Origin of the sequence: Solibacillus sp. FSL K6-4121 (assembly GCF_038002585.1) — a bacterium.
Taxonomy (GTDB): domain Bacteria; phylum Bacillota; class Bacilli; order Bacillales_A; family Planococcaceae; genus Solibacillus; species Solibacillus faecavium.
In genome coordinates this window covers 222,539-244,790 of the sequence record NZ_JBBOCS010000001.1, presented here as the reverse complement: position 1 = coordinate 244,790, position 22,252 = coordinate 222,539, and the positions used below count along the sequence as shown (strand labels likewise).

The 22,252-nt window shown below is 36.7% G+C and carries 24 protein-coding genes and 1 other annotated feature; of the genes, 10 read left to right on the top strand and 14 right to left on the bottom strand.

The features are described 5' to 3' along the window. Positions 1–48 precede the first annotated feature (48 nt). Entirely contained in the window at positions 49–1,314 is a 1,266-nt protein-coding gene (locus MHH95_RS01295) for a polysaccharide deacetylase family protein (protein WP_340726151.1), read from the bottom strand. Positions 1,315–1,574: 260 nt separating this feature from the next. Beyond that, the gene (serA, locus tag MHH95_RS01290; RefSeq protein WP_340726150.1) at positions 1,575–3,197 is read right to left on the bottom strand and encodes a phosphoglycerate dehydrogenase; all 1,623 of its coding nucleotides are present in this window, start codon (positions 3,195–3,197) and stop codon (positions 1,575–1,577) included. Between the two features lie 80 nt (positions 3,198–3,277). Beyond that, positions 3,278–3,523 (bottom strand) — a binding site (T-box leader). 378 nt (positions 3,524–3,901) lie between these two features. Between serA and MHH95_RS01285 the strand changes: the two genes are divergently transcribed. Together MHH95_RS01285 and MHH95_RS01280 are read left to right on the top strand one after the other, a co-directional pair. Next, entirely contained in the window at positions 3,902–5,572 is a 1,671-nt protein-coding gene (locus MHH95_RS01285) for an FAD-binding dehydrogenase (protein ID WP_340726149.1), read from the top strand. Positions 5,573–5,722: 150 nt separating this feature from the next. Continuing rightward, positions 5,723–6,505, top strand: coding sequence for an enoyl-CoA hydratase (locus MHH95_RS01280; RefSeq protein WP_340726148.1), 783 nt, complete (start codon positions 5,723–5,725; stop codon positions 6,503–6,505). Positions 6,506–6,627: 122 nt separating this feature from the next. Here MHH95_RS01280 and MHH95_RS01275 read toward each other — a convergent pair whose 3' ends face one another. Further along, positions 6,628–6,813, bottom strand: a complete 186-nt coding sequence (locus MHH95_RS01275; protein WP_191699479.1) for a YhzD family protein — start codon at positions 6,811–6,813, stop codon at positions 6,628–6,630. Between the two features lie 196 nt (positions 6,814–7,009). Here MHH95_RS01275 and yhaM point away from each other — a divergent pair, with 196 nt between their 5' ends. After that, positions 7,010–7,945, top strand: coding sequence for a 3'-5' exoribonuclease YhaM (gene yhaM, locus MHH95_RS01270; RefSeq protein ID WP_340726147.1), 936 nt, complete (start codon positions 7,010–7,012; stop codon positions 7,943–7,945). Between the two features lie 25 nt (positions 7,946–7,970). Here yhaM and MHH95_RS01265 read toward each other — a convergent pair whose 3' ends face one another. After that, complete coding sequence (locus MHH95_RS01265) at positions 7,971–9,218, bottom strand: MFS transporter (protein WP_340726146.1); 1,248 nt, start codon at positions 9,216–9,218, stop codon at positions 7,971–7,973. Positions 9,219–9,284: 66 nt separating this feature from the next. Further along, the gene (gene serC / locus MHH95_RS01260; RefSeq protein ID WP_340726145.1) at positions 9,285–10,382 is read right to left on the bottom strand and encodes a 3-phosphoserine/phosphohydroxythreonine transaminase; all 1,098 of its coding nucleotides are present in this window, start codon (positions 10,380–10,382) and stop codon (positions 9,285–9,287) included. A gap of 274 nt (positions 10,383–10,656) precedes the next feature. Between serC and MHH95_RS01255 the strand changes: the two genes are divergently transcribed. Continuing rightward, positions 10,657–11,436, top strand: coding sequence for a formate/nitrite transporter family protein (locus tag MHH95_RS01255; protein WP_340726144.1), 780 nt, complete (start codon positions 10,657–10,659; stop codon positions 11,434–11,436). Positions 11,437–11,512: 76 nt separating this feature from the next. Next, a complete protein-coding gene (locus MHH95_RS01250) occupies positions 11,513–11,845 on the top strand; it encodes a zinc ribbon domain-containing protein YjdM (protein WP_191699484.1) in 333 nt (110 codons plus the stop codon). Positions 11,846–11,894: 49 nt separating this feature from the next. On the opposite strand, the gene MHH95_RS01245 is transcribed toward MHH95_RS01250, so the two are convergent. After that, on the bottom strand, positions 11,895–12,743 hold the full coding sequence (locus MHH95_RS01245; protein ID WP_340726143.1) for a peptidylprolyl isomerase: 849 nt from the start codon (positions 12,741–12,743) through the stop codon (positions 11,895–11,897). 150 nt (positions 12,744–12,893) lie between these two features. On the opposite strand from MHH95_RS01245, the gene MHH95_RS01240 reads away from it, so the two are divergent. Further along, positions 12,894–12,998: a YjcZ family sporulation protein gene (locus tag MHH95_RS01240; RefSeq protein ID WP_081483416.1), complete on the top strand. Its 105-nt coding sequence runs from the start codon at positions 12,894–12,896 to the stop codon at positions 12,996–12,998. Positions 12,999–13,061: 63 nt separating this feature from the next. Here MHH95_RS01240 and MHH95_RS01235 read toward each other — a convergent pair whose 3' ends face one another. From MHH95_RS01235 to MHH95_RS01215, 5 genes are all read right to left on the bottom strand, one after another. Next, complete coding sequence (locus MHH95_RS01235) at positions 13,062–13,247, bottom strand: hypothetical protein (protein WP_191699486.1); 186 nt, start codon at positions 13,245–13,247, stop codon at positions 13,062–13,064. A 33-nt stretch (positions 13,248–13,280) separates the two neighbouring features. After that, positions 13,281–13,823: a DUF3267 domain-containing protein gene (locus MHH95_RS01230; protein ID WP_340726142.1), complete on the bottom strand. Its 543-nt coding sequence runs from the start codon at positions 13,821–13,823 to the stop codon at positions 13,281–13,283. 144 nt (positions 13,824–13,967) lie between these two features. After that, positions 13,968–14,528, bottom strand: a complete 561-nt coding sequence (locus MHH95_RS01225; protein WP_191699875.1) for an HTH-type transcriptional regulator Hpr — start codon at positions 14,526–14,528, stop codon at positions 13,968–13,970. A gap of 180 nt (positions 14,529–14,708) precedes the next feature. After that, on the bottom strand, positions 14,709–15,080 hold the full coding sequence (locus MHH95_RS01220; RefSeq protein WP_340726141.1) for a YtxH domain-containing protein: 372 nt from the start codon (positions 15,078–15,080) through the stop codon (positions 14,709–14,711). Between the two features lie 159 nt (positions 15,081–15,239). Further along, on the bottom strand, positions 15,240–15,659 hold the full coding sequence (locus MHH95_RS01215) for an HIT family protein (RefSeq protein WP_445682985.1): 420 nt from the start codon (positions 15,657–15,659) through the stop codon (positions 15,240–15,242). A gap of 172 nt (positions 15,660–15,831) precedes the next feature. Between MHH95_RS01215 and MHH95_RS01210 the strand changes: the two genes are divergently transcribed. Both MHH95_RS01210 and MHH95_RS01205 read left to right on the top strand, forming a co-directional pair. Next, entirely contained in the window at positions 15,832–16,581 is a 750-nt protein-coding gene (locus MHH95_RS01210) for an ABC transporter ATP-binding protein (RefSeq protein ID WP_340726140.1), read from the top strand. Continuing rightward, the gene (locus MHH95_RS01205) at positions 16,565–17,743 is read left to right on the top strand and encodes an ABC transporter permease (protein WP_340726139.1); all 1,179 of its coding nucleotides are present in this window, start codon (positions 16,565–16,567) and stop codon (positions 17,741–17,743) included. Before MHH95_RS01210 ends, MHH95_RS01205 begins: the two co-directional genes overlap by 17 nt. Before the next feature lie 446 nt (positions 17,744–18,189). Here MHH95_RS01205 and MHH95_RS01200 read toward each other — a convergent pair whose 3' ends face one another. The 3 genes from MHH95_RS01200 to MHH95_RS01190 all read right to left on the bottom strand — a co-directional run bounded on the left by MHH95_RS01200 (position 18,190) and on the right by MHH95_RS01190 (position 19,834). After that, positions 18,190–18,717: a chromate transporter gene (locus MHH95_RS01200; RefSeq protein WP_340726138.1), complete on the bottom strand. Its 528-nt coding sequence runs from the start codon at positions 18,715–18,717 to the stop codon at positions 18,190–18,192. Then, on the bottom strand, positions 18,714–19,265 hold the full coding sequence (locus tag MHH95_RS01195) for a chromate transporter (RefSeq protein WP_340726137.1): 552 nt from the start codon (positions 19,263–19,265) through the stop codon (positions 18,714–18,716). Before MHH95_RS01195 ends, MHH95_RS01200 begins: the two co-directional genes overlap by 4 nt. 62 nt (positions 19,266–19,327) lie before the next feature. Continuing rightward, positions 19,328–19,834, bottom strand: a complete 507-nt coding sequence (locus tag MHH95_RS01190; protein ID WP_340726136.1) for a Target of RNAIII-activating protein — start codon at positions 19,832–19,834, stop codon at positions 19,328–19,330. A gap of 249 nt (positions 19,835–20,083) precedes the next feature. Here MHH95_RS01190 and hemE point away from each other — a divergent pair, with 249 nt between their 5' ends. Together hemE and hemH are read left to right on the top strand one after the other, a co-directional pair. After that, the gene (gene hemE / locus MHH95_RS01185) at positions 20,084–21,133 is read left to right on the top strand and encodes a uroporphyrinogen decarboxylase (RefSeq protein WP_340726135.1); all 1,050 of its coding nucleotides are present in this window, start codon (positions 20,084–20,086) and stop codon (positions 21,131–21,133) included. 185 nt (positions 21,134–21,318) lie between these two features. Continuing rightward, entirely contained in the window at positions 21,319–22,251 is a 933-nt protein-coding gene (gene hemH / locus MHH95_RS01180; protein ID WP_340726134.1) for a ferrochelatase, read from the top strand. Position 22,252: the final 1 nt, after the last annotated feature.

Here is a 22,252-nt window from a genome sequence, read left to right as displayed (position 1 = left end):
CCATAGTTTGCGATGCTTTTTATTTAGTTTTTTAAACAACTCAAATCATTACTTTTTTAGTAATTCTGAAACTGTCACAAATGTATAGCCTTGGATTTGTAAATCTATAAGTATTGTTTCTAATGCATCTGCAGTTGCTTGGTGAATATCATGCATTAATATAATGCTACCGTTGTTTACCTGTTCCTCTATAGCAAGCGCCGTTTTTTCCGGATCGCGGTGTTTCCAATCTAGTGTATCAATTGTCCACATTACGCTTGGCACTTTTAACTGCTTTATAACGGTTTCATCATAGCTCCCATAAGGCGGACGGAAAACCGTTGCATTTTTACCTATAACAGATTTAATTAACTCATCAGTTGATTGAATTTGATGATTCACTTCTTTTTGAGACAATGTTGTCAACTTTTCATGATTGTATGTATGATTGCCAATTTCATGGCCTGCTTCATATACTTCCTTTAAAACTTCAGGGTACTTCACCACTTCTTGGCCAATAACAAAAAATGTAGCTTTTGCATTATATTTATCAAGTGTTTGTAATATTTGCCTCGTCACTTTCGGGTGGGGACCATCATCAAAGGTTAAGGCGATTTTTTTTCCCTTCACAGGTTGTGCCGATTTAGGTTTGGATGGCTTCGGAGGTACAGCTTTTTGTACAGGAGTTGTTAAGCCACTCATAGGCACATAGCCAGATAGACTCTCAGATGTGACAAACGCCCAGCCCTTTAAGTTTGTTAACATTGTGACATTACTGTTTTTACGTAAAGTCCCTATATCATCACTCGATGAGCTAGCAATAGATCGGACTACTAAATCTTTAGAGGCTTTTACCTTCATCTTTTTTCCGGTAGGCTTTATGAGAGCATGCTTATTTACATACCCTGCCAGACCCCCGTATTTTATGAATACAAAATCGGTAGAATTAGATCCGTACAGTTCAACAATACTATTTAAATAAAGTTTTCCGATAGAGCCGCTGTGTTGTTTATTCGTTACTCGGACAAGAGGCTCATTTTGGGATTTAACGAGCATGTACTGGGGAGAAACCGATTTTAAATACTCACTCTTTATAAAGCCGATTACCGTTTTATACTGAATTTTAGTCCAACCTTCAGTTTCAGATAATACGATAATAGGGGTTGCCTTTGATAGAGAAATAATTTTTTCCTGCCGATTTTCTTTTAATACTTCGGTTTCTATCGTTGTTAGTTTAATTGTGGCTGAAGGAGCAGCGGAAGTACTTTCGACATTTACTGTAAAAAAGCCAATTAAACAAAAAATCATAAAATAAAAATTGAATACTTTTTTCAACTTAATTCCCCTTTAGTAATATAAAAATGCGAGAGTAAAGTGAAAGTAGAAAGGAGGAATAGTGTAGATTAATTCACTTTCTCTAAAACCTTTAAATTAATTTATACTGACTTAAAACAAAGAGATACCATTACATTTAAACATATGTACTGTAAATGAAATTATGAAAACAAAAAAGGGGTTATCCCTGAAAGTTAGTTAGTACGAAGAAAGGCTTTGTTAAAGGTAATGTTTACCTTAACAAAGCCCCGTAGTTAAGTTTAAAGAGAAATAGCTTTTACTTCATCAATGTTTTCCAGTTGTGCTACGAACAGTAAATCTTCTGTAGTCACTTCATTATCCACAACTAGCATCATAACAGCAGATCCGCCAATTTGGTCGCGTCCTACTTGCATTGTGGCAATGTTGATATTCTTTTCAGCTAATTTAGTAGCGACACGTCCGATAGAACCTGGTTTATCCTGGTTTTTAATATAAAGAAGATTTCCGTTTGGAATAACGTCTACTACAAATCCTTCAACTTTTACAATGCGGGCACCTAGACCATTTAATAAAGTCCCTGCTACTGTATGTGTTTCAGTTTCTGTAACGATTTCAACTGTAATTAAGTTTGTAAAACCTTTTGCTGTTGTTGTTTTATGTTCATTTATTTGAATACCGATACGTTCAGCTAAATAACGTGCATTAACATCATTTACGTGAGAGCCGTGGTTTGTAGAAAGTAGTCCTTTAATGGAATTTGCCGTTAATGGGCGAACATCAAAGTTTGCGACTTCACCAGCGTATGAAATATTTAACTGTTGAATGCTTTCTTCAGTAACTTGAATTAAAAACTTTCCAAGCTTTTCTGCTAATGCGAAGAATGGCTCAACTTCTGCAAGCTTTTCTTTTGGAATAGACGGCATATTTACAGGGTTTGTTACTGTACCTGTTTTAAAGAACTTAATAATGTCGTTAGATACGTCAACTGCAACTGACTCTTGCGCTTCTACTGTAGATGCGCCTAGGTGAGGTGTAGCAATGACTTGTGGCAATGTTAATAGCTTATGATCTGTTGCCGGTTCCTGAACAAATACGTCCAGTGCAGCACCAGCTACTTTACCTTCGACAATAGCATCGTATAAATCATCTTCGTTAATAATACCGCCGCGCGCACAGTTGATAATGCGAACACCGTCTTTCATAATTGCAAAACGTTCCTTGTTAATGATATTACGTGTTTCTGGTAATAACGGCGTATGAACTGTTACAAAGTCAGCTGCCGCACATACTTCGTCCACAGTACCCTTTGTAATACCTAATTCTTTAGCACGGTCTTCCGTTAAGAATGGATCATATGCGATAACATTCATGCGTTGGCCTTTAGCGCGATAGGCTACTTCTGCCCCGATACGTCCCATACCGATAACACCAAGTGTCTTATTCTTAAGCTCTACACCTACATAAGATTTACGATCCCATTTTCCATTTTTTAATGTGTTGAACGCTTGTGGAATAAAACGTGCAAGTGACGTCATCATGGCGATTGTATGTTCAGCCGCAGAGTTTGTATTACCATCTGGAGCATTTACAACGATAATTCCATGTTCAGTTGCTGCATTTAAATCAATGTTGTCAACACCTACACCAGCACGACCAATAAGCTTTAAGTTTTTCGCTTTTTCAATTACTTCGCGTGTAACAGTAGTTTGAGAACGAACAAGCAATACGTCAACATCTACAATTTTTTTCATTAAATCTTCAGGTGCTAAACCTGTATCAACAATAATATTCAAATTTAGTTCTGTTTCTTGACGTAATGGGAAAATACCGTCATCACTAAGCGGATCTGCAATAAATACATTAATTGTTTTTGTGCCTTGTTCGATTAATTCTGTTGTCATAATAAAATCTCTCCTCTAATTTCTTTATTAATTTACTGAAATGATTCAACAAAAAAAGCCTTCCGTCCCTTACGTGTAACGTAAGGGGCGAAAGGCATTCATTAAACAAATCGCGGTACCACCCTTATTCGTTGCCATAATATTTAAAAAAATATATGTACAACCTTATCCATATGCGTAACGTGCATGGGACGGAATAACCTACTGATAAATTTCAGCTATTCTATTCAAGAGTGGAGCGAATTCGAAGCATACACTGATTTACACCAACCATCAGCTCTCTTTGGTAATACATTCGAAAAGCATGTCTCTATCGTTATATTTTGCTGTGTTTAAGTTGATAACATCATAAACCCGATTGTTCACCTTTGTCAACGGAGTTTTTAGAATAATTTGAGTAATTTTCTTTATGTTTAATAAATAACACCTTTAAAGCGAACTATTTAGATTAATTATCAATAAAATGTTCGGGTTTATAATTTCCCTATGTAAGCGCTAACGATGTTGATATAATAAGATTTAATTGAATTTACAGAAAATTTATAGCATTTAAAAATTATCATTAAAATTTATTTTTTATTTTGTGACATAATTTTGTCACGTTTAAAATTAAGCGTATTTTTTAATTGGAAAATAAATAGAAGGTGAAATGTAAAATAACTCGAAATGGTAATACATATGTACATATAAAGGGGGAGTAAAATATGCATTATGATGTAATCGTTATTGGAGCAGGGTTGGCTGGATTGACGGCAGCTTGTCAGCTAATTGACGCGAAGAAAAAGGTACTGCTTGTGGATCAGGAGCCGGCTAATTCAATTGGTGGGCAAGCATTTTGGTCATTTGGTGGATTATTCTTAGTTGATTCCCCTGAGCAAAGAAGGTTAGGGATTAAAGACAATAAAGAGCTTGCATGGCAGGATTGGCGTGGTTCGGCAGGCTTTGACCGTTTAGAGGACGAGGATCATTGGGCGTATGAATGGGCAAAAGCATATATCGATTTTGCTGCTGGAGAGAAATACAACTGGTTAAAATCCCAAGGCATCAATTTTTTCCCGGTCGTTGGTTGGGCAGAACGAGGCGGCTCTTTAGCAGGGGGGCATGGCAATTCTGTTCCGCGCTTTCACATCGTATGGGGGACAGGTCCTGCATTGGTAGAACCGTTTGCAAATAAAGTGTTGAATGCTTCTGAAAAAGGGGATATTACCTATTTGCCGCGGCATCAAGTCACAGAGCTGATTACTGAAGATGGGACTATTACAGGTATTCGGGGAAATGTTTTGGAAAATAGCATTATTCGAAGAGGTGAAGAAAGTTCTAGAGTAATAGTAGATTCATTTGAGTATATGGCAGATGCAGTAGTAGTGGCAAGTGGCGGAATTGGAGCAAATATCGAGTTAGTGAAACAAAATTGGCCATCAAGACTCGGGTCACCACCAAACAGCATGGTGTCGGGAGTACCTGCCTATGTAGACGGAAAAATGTTGGAAATTACTGAACAAGCTGGTGGTCGCATCGTCAATCGAGATCGTATGTGGCATTATACGGAAGGTTTAAAAAACTGGGATCCTATTTGGAATAATCATGGTATTCGCATATTACCTGGCCCTTCATCAATGTGGTTTGATGCATTAGGAAACCGTTTTACTGCTCCGAACTTTCCAGGATTTGATACATTAAGTACCCTTGAAGCGATACAGAAGACTGGATATGATTATTCGTGGTTTATTTTAACTGAAAAAATAATCGAAAAAGAATTCGCTTTATCGGGTTCAGAGCAAAATCTGGATTTAACAAAAAAGAGTATTAAAGATGTGTTGAAACGTGTTTTACCAGGACCGCCAAAAGCAATTCAGGATTTTAAGGATCATGGAGAAGATTTTGTAATTGCCGATAGTTTAAAAGATTTAGTGGCAGGTATGAATAAACTTGTAGGGAATGATTTACTCGATTTCCTGCATATTAAAGACCAGATTTTGGCACGAGATCGGGAAATTGAAAATCCCTTTACAAAAGATGCACAAATTACAGCATTACATGGTGCAAGAAATTATATAGGGGATAAATTAATTCGTGCTGCAAAACCTCATAAAATCTTGGATCCATCAGCAGGGCCATTAATTGCGGTACGCTTAAATATTTTGACACGAAAAACATTAGGAGGATTACAAACAAAATTAAACGGGCAAGTACTTAATGAGGAAGGAAATCCTATACCAGGACTTTTCGCTGCTGGTGAAGTGAGTGGATTTGGTGGTGGAGGCGTCCATGGCTATCGCTCATTAGAAGGGACATTTTTAGGGGGATGCTTGTTTACAGGCTTGCAAGTAGGAAAATATTTAGCTGTTTCCCATAAGTATTCGAGTATGACCTAAATGTAATAAGATCAGGCGCTAAAACATACAGTGTGATGGAGCTTGAGCCAAACGCATAAACTTTTATTAATATTGGTTTTGGAAAATTAAAGGGATATCACTAAGTTATGTCGAAATGAATGATTATTCATTTATAAGGGGTGTATGGAAATGAACTTTGAAACGATTAAATTGGAAATAGCAGAACGAAAAGCAACTTTAACATTAAATCGTCCGAATGCGATGAATGCAATGGATTTTACAATGATGCGGGAATTGGCCGACTGCTTCGAAGCATTACATAATGAAAAGGACGTCCAAATTCTGATAATTAAAGGAGAAGGGAAAGTCTTTTCAGCAGGAGGCGATGTGAAGAGGATGGTTGCCTCGAATGATTTTTCTGATTTTGGTACGATAATGGATGATATTGCACGTTTAGTCAGAGCATATTACACGCTTCCGATGATTACAATTGCACAAATTCATGGTGCTTCTGCTGGGCTAGGCTTTAGTTTGGCATTAGGAAGTGACATTATTGTTGCAGAACAATCAAGTAAACTGGCGATGAACTTTATCGGTATTGGTTTAATACCGGATGGTGCCGGCCACTTCTTTATGAAGGAACGTCTTGGTACAGTAAAAGCTAAGCAAATGATTTGGGAAGGGAAAGTAATGAATGGGGATGAGGCACTAGCGTTAGGTCTGATTGATTATAGTTGTCCAGATGGGACGGCATTAGAAACAGTTGATCAGCTCGTTGGGAAAGTACTGGCATCTCCAATTCTAGCAATGATTGAAACAAAATGTATTTTGCATGCTTCTAATCTTGACCAATTGGATGAAATTCTGAAGGGCGAATCAGAGGGACAAGTGAAGATGCGACAAACTACAGATCATTTAGAAGGCATTAAGGCATTTGTAGAAAAGCGTATGCCACAGTTTATAGGAAAATAATTAGCAATGAAAAATCCACCACTTTGTTGAACAGCAAAATGGTGGTTTTTTTAAGCATAAATTTCTAAAGAAAAATTAAAATGCCCTAAATTATAGGGCACCTCCGATTTATGTACGGTAGTTTACACGTGGAATAAAATTAATTTGCCAGATGAGTTTACTAATCGGTGAGTTTTTTCAGCAATACCTTTTTCTTCGATTTGCTTCTGGCCATCGATTTTTGCAGCGTCATCGTTTGCAAAAGTCCATACTTCATCGAATAAAGTTTCCCCTGTTTTCTCAAATGCAGTAAAACGATAATTCTCCATTTAAACCACCCTTTATAAGCAAGATAATATAATTATACTAGAAATTTTCGGATAATTCACGAAATAAAGCTTGTTTTGTAGAAAAAAGACGAAAGTAATGTCATTTAGATGAACAGGAATATAGTCTTTTAATCGATAAGTATTGCATATACATGTTACAATAAATTGTAATAGAGTTATAAAGGGGAGATTGCTTGTGAATGGAATTACAAAACTCCAACCGGGTGACCAAGTAGATCAATATTTACTTATTAAAGAAGCAAAAAAAGGTGTAACGACAGTTGGTAAACCATTCATGTCACTCATTTTACAAGACCGAAGTGGAGATATTGAAGCAAAGCTTTGGGATACAAATGAAGAACATGAAAATTTATATCGGGCTCAGGTAATTGTTAAAGTCGGTGGAGAAATTCACGATTATCGTGGAAAGAACCAGTTACGAGTAAAACAAATTCGCCCGACACGTGAAGAAGAGGGTGTTCAGATCAGCGACTTACTGCCGACATCCGCTATTCCGAAAGAGCAATTATTTGAAGAATTAAATCAATATTTCTTCCAAATTCAAAATCCCAATATTTCACGTCTCACACGCTATATCGTGAAAAAGTTCCAAGATCAATTAATCATATTCCCAGCAGCTACAAAGAACCATCATGATTATGCATCGGGTTTAATTGATCATGTCGTTTCAATGTTGAAATTAAGTGAAGCGATCTGTGATTTATATCCAACATTGAATCGGGACTTGCTATATGCGGGTGTGATTTTACATGATGTTGGTAAAGTGATTGAATTAAGTGGTCCTGTCGGTACAATGTATACGGTGGAAGGGAACTTGCTTGGCCATATCTCGATCATGGTCAATGAAATCGGTCAAGCTGCACATGAGCTAAAAATAGAAGGTGAAGAAGTGATGTTACTACAGCACTTAGTGTTGAGCCATCACGGAAAAGAAGAATGGGGCAGCCCTAAAAAACCAATGATTCAGGAAGCGGAAATTTTGCATTATATTGATAATATTGATGCGAAAATGAATATGCTTACACGTGCCTTGGATAAAACAAAACCAGGTGAATTTACAGAGCGCTTATTCCCATTGGACAATCGTTCATTTTACAAACCAACGATATAAGAAAAAGCATGAGCCAAACCTTGGCTCATGCTTCTTTTAATTGCGGTTGTTTTTTTATAAGAATAACGAATAGGCTTGCGAGGAAACAAAATCCTCCTGCCAGCAAAAAGGCCATTTTGTATGAGCCAAATGCGCTGTAGAATACTCCACCGTAGTAGGCAGCTACTGCAGCCCCTACTTGGTGAAATGCCACCATCCAGCCGTACATCATAGCGCTTTTTTCTATACCGAAACGTTGGCGTGTTAAACCAATTGTCGGTGGGACAGTTGCAATCCAATCAAGCCCATAAAAAATGGCGAAAATCATTAGCCATGCATAGGAACCTGTGTCAAGTGCAAAGGGAAGTGCAAGTAATGAAAGCCCTCTTAAAGAATAATACCAAAATAAAAGCCAGCGATTATCAAAACGATCCGATAACCAGCCTGATAATGTAGTACCGATTAAATCAAATATGCCCATAAAGGACAACATTGCGGCTGCTGTAACGACAGGGATACCAAAGCTAATGCAATATGAAATGAAATGAGTTCCTATTAACCCGCTTGTCGATAAACCACAAATAAAAAAACTACCAGCCAATAGCCAAAATTCCTTTGCCTTCAATCCTTCAATAAGTGAAGCTATTGCCATAGCAAAAGGGTTTCCTGTCGAGCGTACCGGCTCTACTAGACCATCATGACCATAAGGAGCGATTTGTCTTTCAATCGGATAGCTGTACATAAATATGGAGATGACGATGATCATCAAGAGACTTAATACAAAAATTAAAGCAATTGCTGCTTGCCACGAATAGCGGTCAACTAATGCAGCAAGTACCGGCAATAATATCAGCTGTCCTGTAGCAGTTGCAGCAGTTAAAATCCCTACAGCAAGCCCTCTACGTTTAACGAACCACCGATTTGCAACTTGTGTACTTAATACTGTTAAGAATAAACTGGAGCCGATGCCCATCATAATGCCCCATATAAGTATAAGTTGCCATTCTTTTTGCATGATGAAGGTACTGGCTAATGCGAGGGAAAGCAATGTCATTGATCCAAGCATCATACGCTTTAAGCCGTACTTTTCAACGAATGCAGCCATAAAAGGTCCTGAAAATCCGTATAAAAATAAAGATACAGCAAAAGCCATCGAAATAGAGGGGCGACTCCAGCCAAACTCCTGCTCAAAAGGATTAATGAATACCCCAGCGGATGAGCGGATAATACCAGCGACAATAATAGATATAAACGTGACAGCTAATATAATCCAACTATAATGCCATTTTTTCAACATTCTACCCCCCTATAGACAAAAATGCCCCCATGATATTAGGGAGCATTTTCACTTTAGTAAATTTTATTGGTTGTCTTGCTGGAATTTAACCATGAATTCTGAAAGAGCCAAGCAAGTTTCTACCGGTACAGCATTGTATGCAGAAGCGCGGCAGCCACCTACAGAACGGTGACCATTTAAACCAACGAATCCGGCTTCTTTTGCTTCAGCTAAAAATTTCTTTTCTAGCTCTTCGTCAGCAACGCGGAAAGTAATATTCATAAGTGAACGGGATTCTTTTGTTGCATGCCCAAAGTAGAAGCCATTTGAGTTGTCGATTGCATCATAAATATATTTTGCTTTTTCCTCGTTACGTTGCTCTATAACTTCTATACCACCTTGTTCTTCCATCCATTTTAAAACTTCACCTAACATGTAAATTCCGAAAGTAGGGGGTGTATTGTATAAAGAATTATTTTTAGAATGCGTCGTGTATTTTAACATTGTAGGAATGTTAGAATTTGCACTTTCTAATAGGTCCTTACGAATGATTACTACTGTTACACCAGATGGACCAAGGTTTTTTTGTGCCCCTGCATAAATCATTGCAAAGTTTGAAACATCTACTTTTTTCGATAAAATATCAGAAGACATATCTGCAATTAATGGAATATTACCTGTGTTAGGGAATGTTTTCCACTGAGTACCGAAAATTGTATTGTTTGATGTTAAGTGAACATATGCAGATTCTTGATCAATTTGGATGTCTGAAAGAGCAGGGATATTTTTATAGTTATTCTCTTTTGAACTTGCCGCTAAAACTGGTGTACCAAATAATGCCACTTCTTTAAAAGCTTTTTCTGACCAAGCACCAGTTTGAATATAGCTTGCTTTTTTACCTTCTTTTAAGAAGTTCATTGGAATCATGGAAAACTGTAGGCTTGCTCCACCTTGTAGAAATAATACTTCATAGTTTTCAGGTATTTCATATAGCTTACGCAGACGTGCAATTGCTTCATTATGTACTTCTTCAAATGCTGCACTTCGGTGACTTAATTCCATTACTGACATGCCAGTACCTTTAAAATCAACCAGTTCTGCTTGTGCTTTTTGTAAAACTTCAAGTGGTAATGCTGATGGACCTGCATTAAAGTTATATGCGCGTTTTGTTGTTATCGTCAATGGAAACACTCCTTATGTTAGTTAATTCATATAAGTAGATAATATACTCTTTTTATATTAATGTGTGAAAATTCATTAAATTATTTTTCCAAAAGGCATAAATGAGAATAACTAACTACATATATAAGCATTTTTGTACAATGTGAAATACTAATGTTCGGGTTTAGAAGAATTAGCTCTAAGAAATAGTAGTAAAAGGTTCATTGTTTTGAATACAGTAACTGTAATAAGTTGGTATAATTTATGATGAATTTAATAGGGAAGAGGTGTTCCAATGTATGAAACATTTCAGGTCATCGCAGCAGTAGCAGAAAAGAAAACAAAAATCTTACATAAAAGTGTATTTAATTATTTAATGCTTGCCTTTTTTGGAGGCTTATTTATAGGTTTTGGTATGCTTACTTTCATCGTGATAGGGGGCTTATTATCTCCTTCTGAAATGCCTATGCTAAGGATTATCCAAGCAGCTGTTTTTGGGGTCGCTCTATGTATGGTAACGATAGGTGGAGTTGACTTATTTACAGGTAATAATTTGATCTTAACAATTGGAGCACTTGAAAGAAAAAACACTTGGTTTGATTTGATAAAAATTTGGACTGTTAGTTATAGCGGAAATTTTATCGGTGCATACTTTTGTGCATGGCTACTTTTTATGACGGGATATGTTGTCGGTGATTTAGCAGTATATGTAGAAAAAGTGACGATAATAAAAATGACTGCATCGACGACAGAGTTGCTGTTTCGTGGCATTATTTGCAATGTCCTAGTTTGTTTAGGCGTGTGGTGCTCCTATCGAGTTAAAAGTGAGGTTGCCAAAGTGTTGCTTATCTTTTGTTGTGTTTTTCCCTTCATACTAGGAGGGTTTGAACATTCAATTGCGAATATGATGCTCTTTTCGTTAGCTTTGATGATGCCGCATAGTGAGATGATTACATTTCAAGGTGCGTTACATAATATAATCCCTGTCACGATCGGTAATATAATTGGAGGCGCTGTTGTTCTAGGGGTTGGTTTTTGGTTATGTAAAGGGAGTCAAAACATAATGGAGGAATAGTAGAGCATTGATAACCTTGTTTAAAGGTTTGATTTATGCCAGTATAGAGAAGATGAATGACTGGAGGTTATATGAAATGGAACAATTACCAAAGTGTCCTGAATGTGGCTCGGAGTATACGTATGAAGATGGACAAAATTACGTGTGCCCTGAATGTGCGCATGAGTGGTCCCAATCGGTGGAAGTAGAAGAAGGGTTAGTTGTCCGAGATGCTAACGGGAACCTTTTAACAGATGGTGATACCGTTACAGTTATTAAAGATTTAAAAGTAAAAGGGAGCTCATCGACGCTAAAAATCGGTACTCGAGTTAAAAACATTCGTCTTGTGGAAGGCGATCATAATATTGACTGTAAAATTGATGGCTTTGGTGCGATGAAACTAAAATCTGAATTCGTAAAGAAAAACTAAAAAATGCGAGACCCGTCTGGAAATGGGTCTCGCATTTTTCATGTAGAAATTATTCAGCAGTAAAGCTAGAAAATGCGTCTTTTAGATCTTCATCTTTTACATCTATTTTAGCGCCTTTAATTAACTCCGCCATTTTTGCGTTCCAATCACCTTTTGTTGCAACGATTGACTCACGGATTTCTTCTTTTTTCTCTTCAAGTGTACCGTAATCTTTTACAGCACGTTTTTCTTGTACTTGAATGATGTGGAAACCGTGTTGAGTTTGAACTGGTTTACTAATTTCATCAACTTTTAATGCATAAGCAGCATCATTGAATTCAGGCACCATTGTACCAACAGTGAACCAACCTAAATCTCCGCCTTGTTGACCAGAACCTGGATCAGTTGAGAATTCTTTAGCTAATTCCGCAAAATCTTCACCAGCATTTAGCTTTTCGATAATTTCATTTGCAGTTGCTTCATCTTCAACTAAAATATGGCGAGCATTTAATTCTTGAGAAGCTTGGTCATAATATTTTTGGATTTCTTCGTCTGTTACTTCAACATCTTCTGTAGCTTTTTGTTGTAACAAAGTGAAGCGGATATTTGTTTTTAGCATTTCTTCCGTTAAATTGCTCTGTGCTAATGCAGCATCATAGCCTTCGCCATACTGCTCTTTTACAGTAGCTAATTCTTCTTCAATTTCTTCATCTGTTACTTTATATTTATCGTTTAAAATTCTTTCAACTACTACTTGTTGTAATAATTGGTCTCCTGCAATGTCTTTCATTGAATTATAAAATTCCTCTTGAGTAATGTCGCCTACATTTGTGGATACGACTACTTCATCTCCAGGATTACTACACGCAGCTAAACCAATTGAAGCTGCAACTGTTAATGCGAAAAGAGTTTTTTTCATGTTAATACGCCCCTAACTTAACTTTTATGCAATTGTAACTATAACATAAACGAAATAAAAACAAAAATGGTTCCATGGAAAAAAGAGCCTAAGTTTTATGAACGTTAGTGCATACGATAATTAGGAAAGCAAGGGAAGGAGGTGGCAAGTATGGGCGGTGGAGGTTATAACGGCGGCGGCTATGGCTCTGGATTTGCGCTTTTAGTTGTTTTATTTATCTTGTTAATTATCGTAGGCGCAGCATTCATCTACTAAAAAAAAGGTGGTAAAAATCGTATTTTACGATTTTTACCATTTTTCAATTGAATGTGGAACGACTTAGACAGCCAGCAGCACTTCAACATACAAACTGACGAGTAAAATTGTAATTAAAACATTTATCGTACGGAAAATTTTTGGTTGTTTTTCTTCTGGAATTTCACGGCGACTGCATAAGGCAGCAGTCATTCGATTTATTTGGAATAAGTATATTACTGAAAATAAGATGACAACAAGTAGTAACAAATTTATTCCTCCCCTCTAAAGCATCAATAAAAACTATAAATCAAGTGGTACTAAAATTTCATAGCCTCTAGGCGTCTCTTCAATTATAGCATTGTTTGGTGCAGACATTAAATTTTTCACATATAAAAAATCCATAAGACAAATACTACAATGTAAAGCAAGCAGTCCGCTAAAGTAATGTGCGTATTGGGGAATTGAAAAACCCCCAAATATTAAGCTTGCATTTATTATGATAAAAGGCGTGACAAGTGCAAAAAGATAAGATCTTTTTGGGATGCCATTTTCTAAGCGCATCTGAATAACTGGAATAAAATAGTATTTAATCTTCAAACGAAGTATAAGTGACTTTTTATATTGAAATAAAGCAAGATAATGCAAAAATTTGTGTAAAGGATAAAGAAACGGAATTACTAAAAAAACTAACCATAAATAATGATCAATATGCTTACCATTAAAATTAAAACTAAATGCAATGTAAGAAAAGCAAAAAACCAGTACAAAAATGGTAATACCCAATAAAAGTAAGCGTGTTGTACCGTATTCACGTTCAATATTAATCGTTTTCCAACAATGCATGTTACCCCCCCTAAAACAAAATGGATAACGATTTACTTTATTTTCCCATTAAATATTAAGATTTAAACATTAAACTAACTATAATGAAAGAAAAAAGAAATGTCACCAATTTAAATTGACGGCATTTCTTTCTAATTGATTTATTTAAGTAGTCGGTATACTCGGTTTTCCTGAATCGTCCAATGTCTCTTTGAAATTGTAGAAAGAGCGTTCGAAAATTTCAATGAAGTCATCGCCGTAAATATTGCGAATAACAGCCATTACATCTAAAAACTCAGGGAATCTCCCGTATAATTCTTTTAATGGCAATGCACCCAATAAAATAGAATGCTCTGTATCGTGATAGTGGTCATACATACGTAAAATCAGTTCAGAGCCCTTTTCAGTCAACTCGACATATGTATTACGTTTATCTTCATCACGTTTTGAGAAAGTGAGTAATCCACGCTCTTCCAATTTTTTTGAAAAGTTGAAAGCAGTAGATACATGCATGACGCCGAATTTAGCTACATCCGAAATTGAAGCGCCTTTCAAATGATATGAAATCCATAAAATGTGATGTTCATTAATGTTTAAATCGAAAGGTTTAATCCATGTTTGCCAATCTTTTTCAATAGCTTTCCAAAGAGCTTTTGATAGCTGTGCGACTCTTTGGCTGAACAGCATAGCCTCTCTTTGTGAGTATAAATCTTCTGTCAAAGCAATCACCTTCTTCTTTCATTATCATTTTAAAAATATTATAGCAATAAAAGAAAAGACTTTAAAGTTAGAAAAATGGAATAATTGAACATTGCTTGAAATATACTACAAAAAGATAATTTTAGGATTTAATTAACTATTTCTGTAAAAGATAGCAGGGCTAAATAACTATGGGTGAATAGCTGTTCATTGTACATTATTTTTGTTTGAAGGGATATTTTTCTCGATTTCACTTATAGAATTCTGTAAATTTTCAATTTCTTGTTTTAATAATGCTGTTTCTGGTTCGATTTCTGTTTTGAAAGTTGTGAAATTATCTTTTAATTCATTTATTATACTAGGCATATTATTCTGGGCTTCTGCCTTTAATGTTGTAATGGATTGTTTTACATTATTCAGTTCGCCTTGTACTTCCTGAAGCTTAGATTTAACATTTTGTGTATTAGCAATAAGATTCTTTCTTAATTCAGTACCTGATTGTGGTGTAGAAAATAAGATAACTGCAGCACCGCTGACAATTCCTGTTGTGACCCCTAATAGAAATGATTTAACTTTCATAATGATTCCCTCACTTTTCCTAATATTTCTTTATCCAAATCTTTTTCCAAAACCATCTACCAATAAACATTTAAATCAGGAATTAGGATGGAGAGGAAAAATAGTTCATACAAAAACCAGCATTTAGTATGGAGAAGATGCTGGTATCGTTAGATGAAACTATAACTGTGCTTTAATCTGCTCTGAAAGGTTTGTTAGTACATCCGCTTGGAAATCCTGTTGACGACTGTTCCATTCAACTACTAAGCCATCTGTCTCGTCATAGCGCGGTACGAGATGAAGATGATAATGGAATACGGTCTGGCCTGCAGCAGCACCATTATTGTTGATCGTGTTCATACCTACTGGATTAAAGGCAGCCTTAATCGCATTCGCCACTTTTGGAGCAGCTGCATATAAATTGCGTGCAACTTCCTCTGGCATTTCAAATAAATCTTTGCAATGCGTTTTAGGAATTAGTAATGTATGACCCTTTGTTAATGGGGCAATATCCATAAAGGCAAATACATGATCGTCTTCATAAACTTTCAAACTTGGTATGTCACCAGCAATAATTTTACAAAATAAGCAATCGTTCATCGGATTTTTTCTCTCCTTTTTCTATTATTTTTCTTTATTTTATCATAGATTATTTTGAAAACTACTTTATGTAAAGGATTTGTATGAAACGTATAAAGAATTGGCTGATTCATTCAGTGTTCAACTTCATGAGCATTTGATAAACTGAATTTAGAAAAGAGGAGTGACGACTGTGACAATTTTACAATTAGAAAATGTAACAGGTGGTTATACGAAAAAACCTGTAATTAAAGACTTATCATTTGAAATTAAAAAAGGTGAGCTTGTTGGATTAATCGGATTAAATGGTGCCGGGAAAAGTACGACAATTAAACATATAATCGGTACACTCTTACCACGTTCTGGGGAAATACGCTTGAATGGCGTGACACTAAAGGAGAATTTGGATAAATATCGTTCTAGTTTTTCTTATATTCCGGAAACGCCTGTCCTTTACGAGGAACTAACATTGAAAGAACACTTACAATTAACAGCAATGGCTTATGGAATAGATGAAAAGACATTAAATGACCGTTCTGAAAGCCTATTGAAGGAATTCCGCATGGAAAAGCGTTTAAATTGGTTTCCATCGCATTTCTCAAAAGGGATGCGTCAAAAGGTTATGATTATGTGTGCATTTTTAGTTAATCCAAGCCTTTATATTATCGATGAGCCCTTTGTCGGTTTGGACCCACTAGGGATTCAATCATTACTAGATCAAATGGATGAAAAGAAGCGTGCAGGAGCATCGATTTTAATGTCGACACATATTTTGTCTACTGCCGAAAAGCATTGTGACCGCATCATCCTCCTGCACGAAGGACGAGTACGGGCACAGGGGACGATGGATGACTTACGGAAAGCTTTCAACATGCCGACTGCAACATTGGATGACTTGTACATTGCGATGACAAAGGAGCAGGACAATGAACAACATGCATAATGTATGGGCTAAGCGCTTTGAGCATTACATAGGCGAAGTAATGAAATATATGCGCTTCGTCTTTACGGGGCATATAGCCATTGTCCTCGTTTTTATTGCTGGCGCAGGAGGCTATCAATACAGTGAATGGCTAAAAGTAGTATCAACAGATTTCCCGGCTGAGTGGATTATTGCCATAATGATTGGGGCACTGATTGCATTGAGCCGACCAGTAACATTAATAAAAGAGCCGGATCAAGTATATTTATTGCCACTAGAAAGTCAGATGCCCGGCTACTTTAAAAAAGCGATGAACTGGACATTTTGGTCGCAAGTTTTGATTCCGGTTGTATTATGTATTATAGCGATTCCATTATTAAAGGCAGTAACTGAACTTTCTGCTGCAGAAATTTGGATGAATGTATTATTTATAGCAATCTTGAAGTGGTTTAATGTGCGAGGTGAATTCCATTATAGATATGTGAACCGTGGTCACTCAATTGGGTTGGACCGGGTTGTCCGGATGGTCGTATCAATTTTGGCAATTCAAATGATGCTAACAAACGGTTTTATCGGTATCGTATTCCTGATTATGCTCGTATTTTATAACATCACGCTTCAGAAAAAAATGCAGAATAATCCAGTACCATATGAACATTTTATTAAACTGGAACAAAATCGCATGATGCGTTTCTATCGTTTTGCGAATTACTTCACAGATGTCCCGCATTTAAAGGGATCGGTTAAACGCCGTGCTTGGTTGGATTTTGCTTATAAGGCGATTAGTTTTAAAAAGGAAAATACACAGGCTTTCTTAATTTACCGTACATTTATTCGAACAGATGACCATTTCTATCTATGGGTACGTCTAACGGTTATTTCGGCGATTATTGCTATGTTTATAACAATTCCGTTTGTAACATGGATTGTAGTCGGGGCATTGGCATTTGCAACGACTTTACAACTTAAATATGCATTAATGTCGGCAGGGGATTTCCGAATGGACATGCTTTATCCGATTCCACGAGATACGAGAAAGCAGGCAGTCGCAAAGTTACTCCGTCAATTAAGTATTGTACAAGCAATTATTGTGACAGCATGTGCGATAATGCAGCCTCAATTTTACATTCTTCCGTTTGTGATTATTGGAGTAAGTGAATTAACGATGAGAATGTCTAAATAGATTTAATAGCACAACAAAGAGCATCACTCCGAGTGATGCTCTCAGGTTGTCTACAAAAGGTTACTAGAGTTCTTCTAGATGCGTTAACAGGAACAAGTTGTTCAAACGTTCTTACCCTATTTCTTGTTCATTAATTTGACTGCTAGTCATATTAGATCTTACCTCACTTAATGTAAAGGAATTAATAAGTTGATTGGAGTGGAGGGACCGTGACTCCACCGGGAACCGAACGTGCGGAAGATCCACTAACTTGGGCCTGCCGTCGTAGGCACAAGTTAGTTAGCTGGAGCCGTGCCCGGGGAAAGCATCGGTCCCGAAACGGAAATCAACGATGTCTAGATTCAATTAATTTTAAAATAAAAAACTGTAAACAAACACTATTTAAGAGTTTGTCTACAGTCTGAGAGCATCATTCCGAGTGATGCTCTTTTGTTTGCGCTATCATCCTATAAAAACAATCCCCCAATTAATAGACCAGCTAAAATGACAAAGGCAGGGTGAATTTTAAATTTCTCCAAAGCGAAATAACTTGCAGCAAGTAATAGAATTGTTGGAATAAGGTTATTTAATTCATAAGAAGTTTTTGCAAAATCAAATGTTAGAGAAAGCATTAATATTGCGATAGCCGGCAATACATAGCTGGACAAACGCTTTACTCGTAATGAATGACGATGCTTATATAATAAGTTTAACAATAACAGCATAAGTGCGAGGGAGGGCGCTACTGTTGCAAATAGTGCAACCATACTTCCTAAAACGCCGGCCACTTCAAAACCGATATAACCAGCCATTTTGGTTGCAATAGGTCCAGGTAAAGAGTTGGCAAGGGCGAATAACTCGCTGAATTCTGTTTTCGTCATCCAGCCATATTTTTGTACAACTTCATGCTCGATTAATGGAATTGCAGCCGGACCGCCACCGTAAGCAAGAATATTCGGAAAGAAAAATGCTAAAAATAAATGAAAGTAGGTCATGAGATATTACCTCCTTTCACAGGAAGAGCAAGTGCGATTATTAATAATGTAGCAATAACAAAACCGGGATGAATATTTAATACAATAATAGCAATGAAACTTACAATAAAAATAATCGAAGCCAATTTAATACCAAGGGATGCTTTTGACTTTTTTATAAAATCCCATGTTAAAACACCCATCATCACGGCAACAATGGGAATAACCCCATTTGTCATACCGTTAACGAAATTAGATTCGCTAAATTGCTTTAGTGAACCAAGTAATAATACCAAAAGGATGACAGTTGGAAGAACCGTTGCAAGTAATGCGGTTATGAGTCCTAGCCATCCACCTACCCGAAAACCAATATAACCAGCCATCTTTGTAGCAATCGGACCAGGTAAGGTATTTCCAATTGATATCACATCAGAAAATTCCTCATCTGTCATCCACTCATAAGTTTTAACAACCTCTTTATGTACTAGCGGGATTGTCGTGGGGCCACCACCAAAGCCAAGTATTCCCGATCTAAAAAATGCAATAAAAATATGTAACTGCTTATTCAATGTGTTTCCTCCTTTAAATAAGAAAGGAGTTACCTTCATAGGAGAGATAACTCCAAAAAACATTATTCTTTTGATGGGGCACTGTATGTCGTAATATATGCTGATGCGTTAAACATTGACTGCAAAGCCTGAGTAGTTCCCTCGAATACTGGAGAAAAAGAGGTTTTATACTCATTGCTGTTTTTCCATACTTCATAGGTAGCAGGTCCACCCCATTGGATAATAAATAAATATGTGTCTGCTTTGATCGGACGGAGTAGGCGATATGCAATGATACCGTCGTTTGTATTTAATGAAGAAATGGCGTCGAGAGCTTTTTTCTCGAAAACAGGACGTTCATCTGACATAATGGGCATATTGTAAAAAGTAAAATAGCCCTTCTGCTCAAACTGTCCTTTCTCTGCAATGACTTCGAAATTACGAGGTACAGCAAAGATAGACTTTTTATCGGTTTCATGTAATACAACAGAGTTACCATTTCCGTGTAATAAGATGAGCGGGTGCTTAGCATTTTTTTCGACTAACTTTTCCATATAGTCGGGTGTACCTGAAGTTACATAAAAATTCATGGATATGACCACCTTTTCTTTATTTAGGGGTTTGATTACGTAAACGTAATTGGTTCTATTATTTCCATTTATAAAGATGTTCAAGCTATTTGTCAAAAAGTTCTATAGCAGAAAGGACAATTTTATGACATTTAAAGAAGAAATCTATACAATTATTCTTGAAAAGCTTATAGTCGATAATGGATATCAATGACGTTTTTTAAAAGTACAGAATAAAAATGAATTTATTTTAAGGGGTAGAAATCAAACATGATGAAATTTAATGATACATTATTACGTGCTGCTCGCGGTGAACAAGTAGAACATACGCCAGTTTGGTTTATGCGCCAGGCAGGTCGTTCACAGCCAGAATATCGTGAAATTAAACAAAAATATTCATTAGAAGAGATTACAATGCAACCTGAACTATGTGCATATGTTACACGTTTACCCGTTGAACAATACAACGTAGATGCTGCCATTCTTTATAAAGATATTGTAACCCCTTTACCTGGTATGGGAGTAGATGTAAAAATTAAGGCGGGTATTGGACCGGTCATTTCTAACCCGATTCGTTCTGTAGCCGATGTAGAAAATTTGCGCGAGTTTAATGCAAAAGAGCATACACCATATGTTTTAGAAACGATTAAAATGTTAACGAAAGATCAGTTAAATGTTCCGTTAATCGGCTTTGGCGGTGCTCCGTTTACACTGGCGAGTTATATGATTGAAGGTGGTCCAAGCCGTAATTATGCAAAAACAAAATCCTTTATGGTTTCACAGCCAAAAGCTTGGATTGCGCTAATGGATAAATTAGCTGACATGATTATCGCGGATATTACAGCACAGGTAGAAGCTGGTGCAAAAGCAATCCAAATTTTCGATTCATGGGTAGGCGCATTAAATGTGGAAGACTACCGAATTTTTATTAAGCCAACAATGACACGCATCTTTGCTGAATTACGTGCTTTAAATGTACCTTTAATTCAGTTTGGTGTTGGGGCAACACATTTAGTAAACGAATGGCATGACCTGCCAATCGATGTCGTAGGGTTAGACTGGCGTTTACCAATCCGTGAAGCAGAAGCACGTGGTGTAACGAAGGCCGTTCAAGGGAACTTAGATCCTACATTATTATTGGCAGACTGGAACGTAATTGAAGCACGTGCAAAAGATATTGTTGACCAAGGATTAGCACATACAGGTGGTCATATTTTCAACTTAGGCCATGGTGTCTTCCCAGAAGTAGATCCAGCCGTATTAAAACGATTAACCGCATTTGTACACGACTACAGCCGCGAACAAATTGCAAAGCGATAATAATCATTAAATAATTAATTCTAATTTGATTCATTGCTATTTGAGAAGGAGAAGGTGAGTGTCCTACTGATGTTTTCACCGTTTGCACAGTGAAAACATTAACTCCTTTCTTGTCAGCAATAAAATGAAAGCGAAAATTATTCGAAAAAGAAGACGTGTTTAAAAACATTCAGAGGTGATCTTACATGAAAGAAGTACGTGGATTATTAGTAATGGCGTATGGTACGCCATATAAAGAAGAAGATATTGAACGTTATTATACACACATTCGTCATGGCCGTAAGCCGAGCCAAGAACATATTGACGATTTAACAGAGCGTTACCGTGCAATTGGCGGGATTTCACCTCTTGCGAAAATGACGGAGGCACAAGCACACGCATTATGTACACGTTTGAATGAGGTTCAGGATAAAATAGAATATAAAGTATTTATCGGTTTAAAGCATATTGAGCCATTTGTAGAGGATGCCGTAGAAGCAATGGTAAAAGAAGGTATTACTGAAGCTGTTTCCATCGTTTTAGCGCCACACTTCTCTACTTTCTCCATTAAATCTTACAACGGACGTGCTAAAGAAGCTGCCGAAAAATTAGGCGGTACATTAAATATTACTTCTGTTGAAGCATGGTATGACGAGCCGAAATTTATAGAATTTTGGAAGCAAGCGGTAAATGGTGAGTTGGCGAAGATGTCTGAAGAGGAACGTGCGAATGCTTGTTTAATTGTTTCTAACCACTCATTACCGGAAAAAATTAAATTAGCTGGTGATCCATACGAAGAGCAATTAGTTGAAACTGCCCGTTTAATTGAGGAAGCTTCTGATATTGTGAATGTTGAAGTAGGCTGGCAATCAGCTGGACAAACGCCGGAGCCATGGTTAGGGCCGGATGTGCAGGATTTAACAAAGGAATTATTTGAGCAAAAAGGTTATAAAGCATTCATCTATACGCCAGTAGGCTTTGTTACAGAGCATTTGGAAGTTCTTTATGATAATGATATTGAATGTAAAGTTGTATGCGATGAAATTGGCGCAAGCTATTATCGACCAACAATGCCAAATACGCACCCTTTATTTATAGACGCAATGGTAGATGCGATAAATAAGAAAATAGCGAATTAAT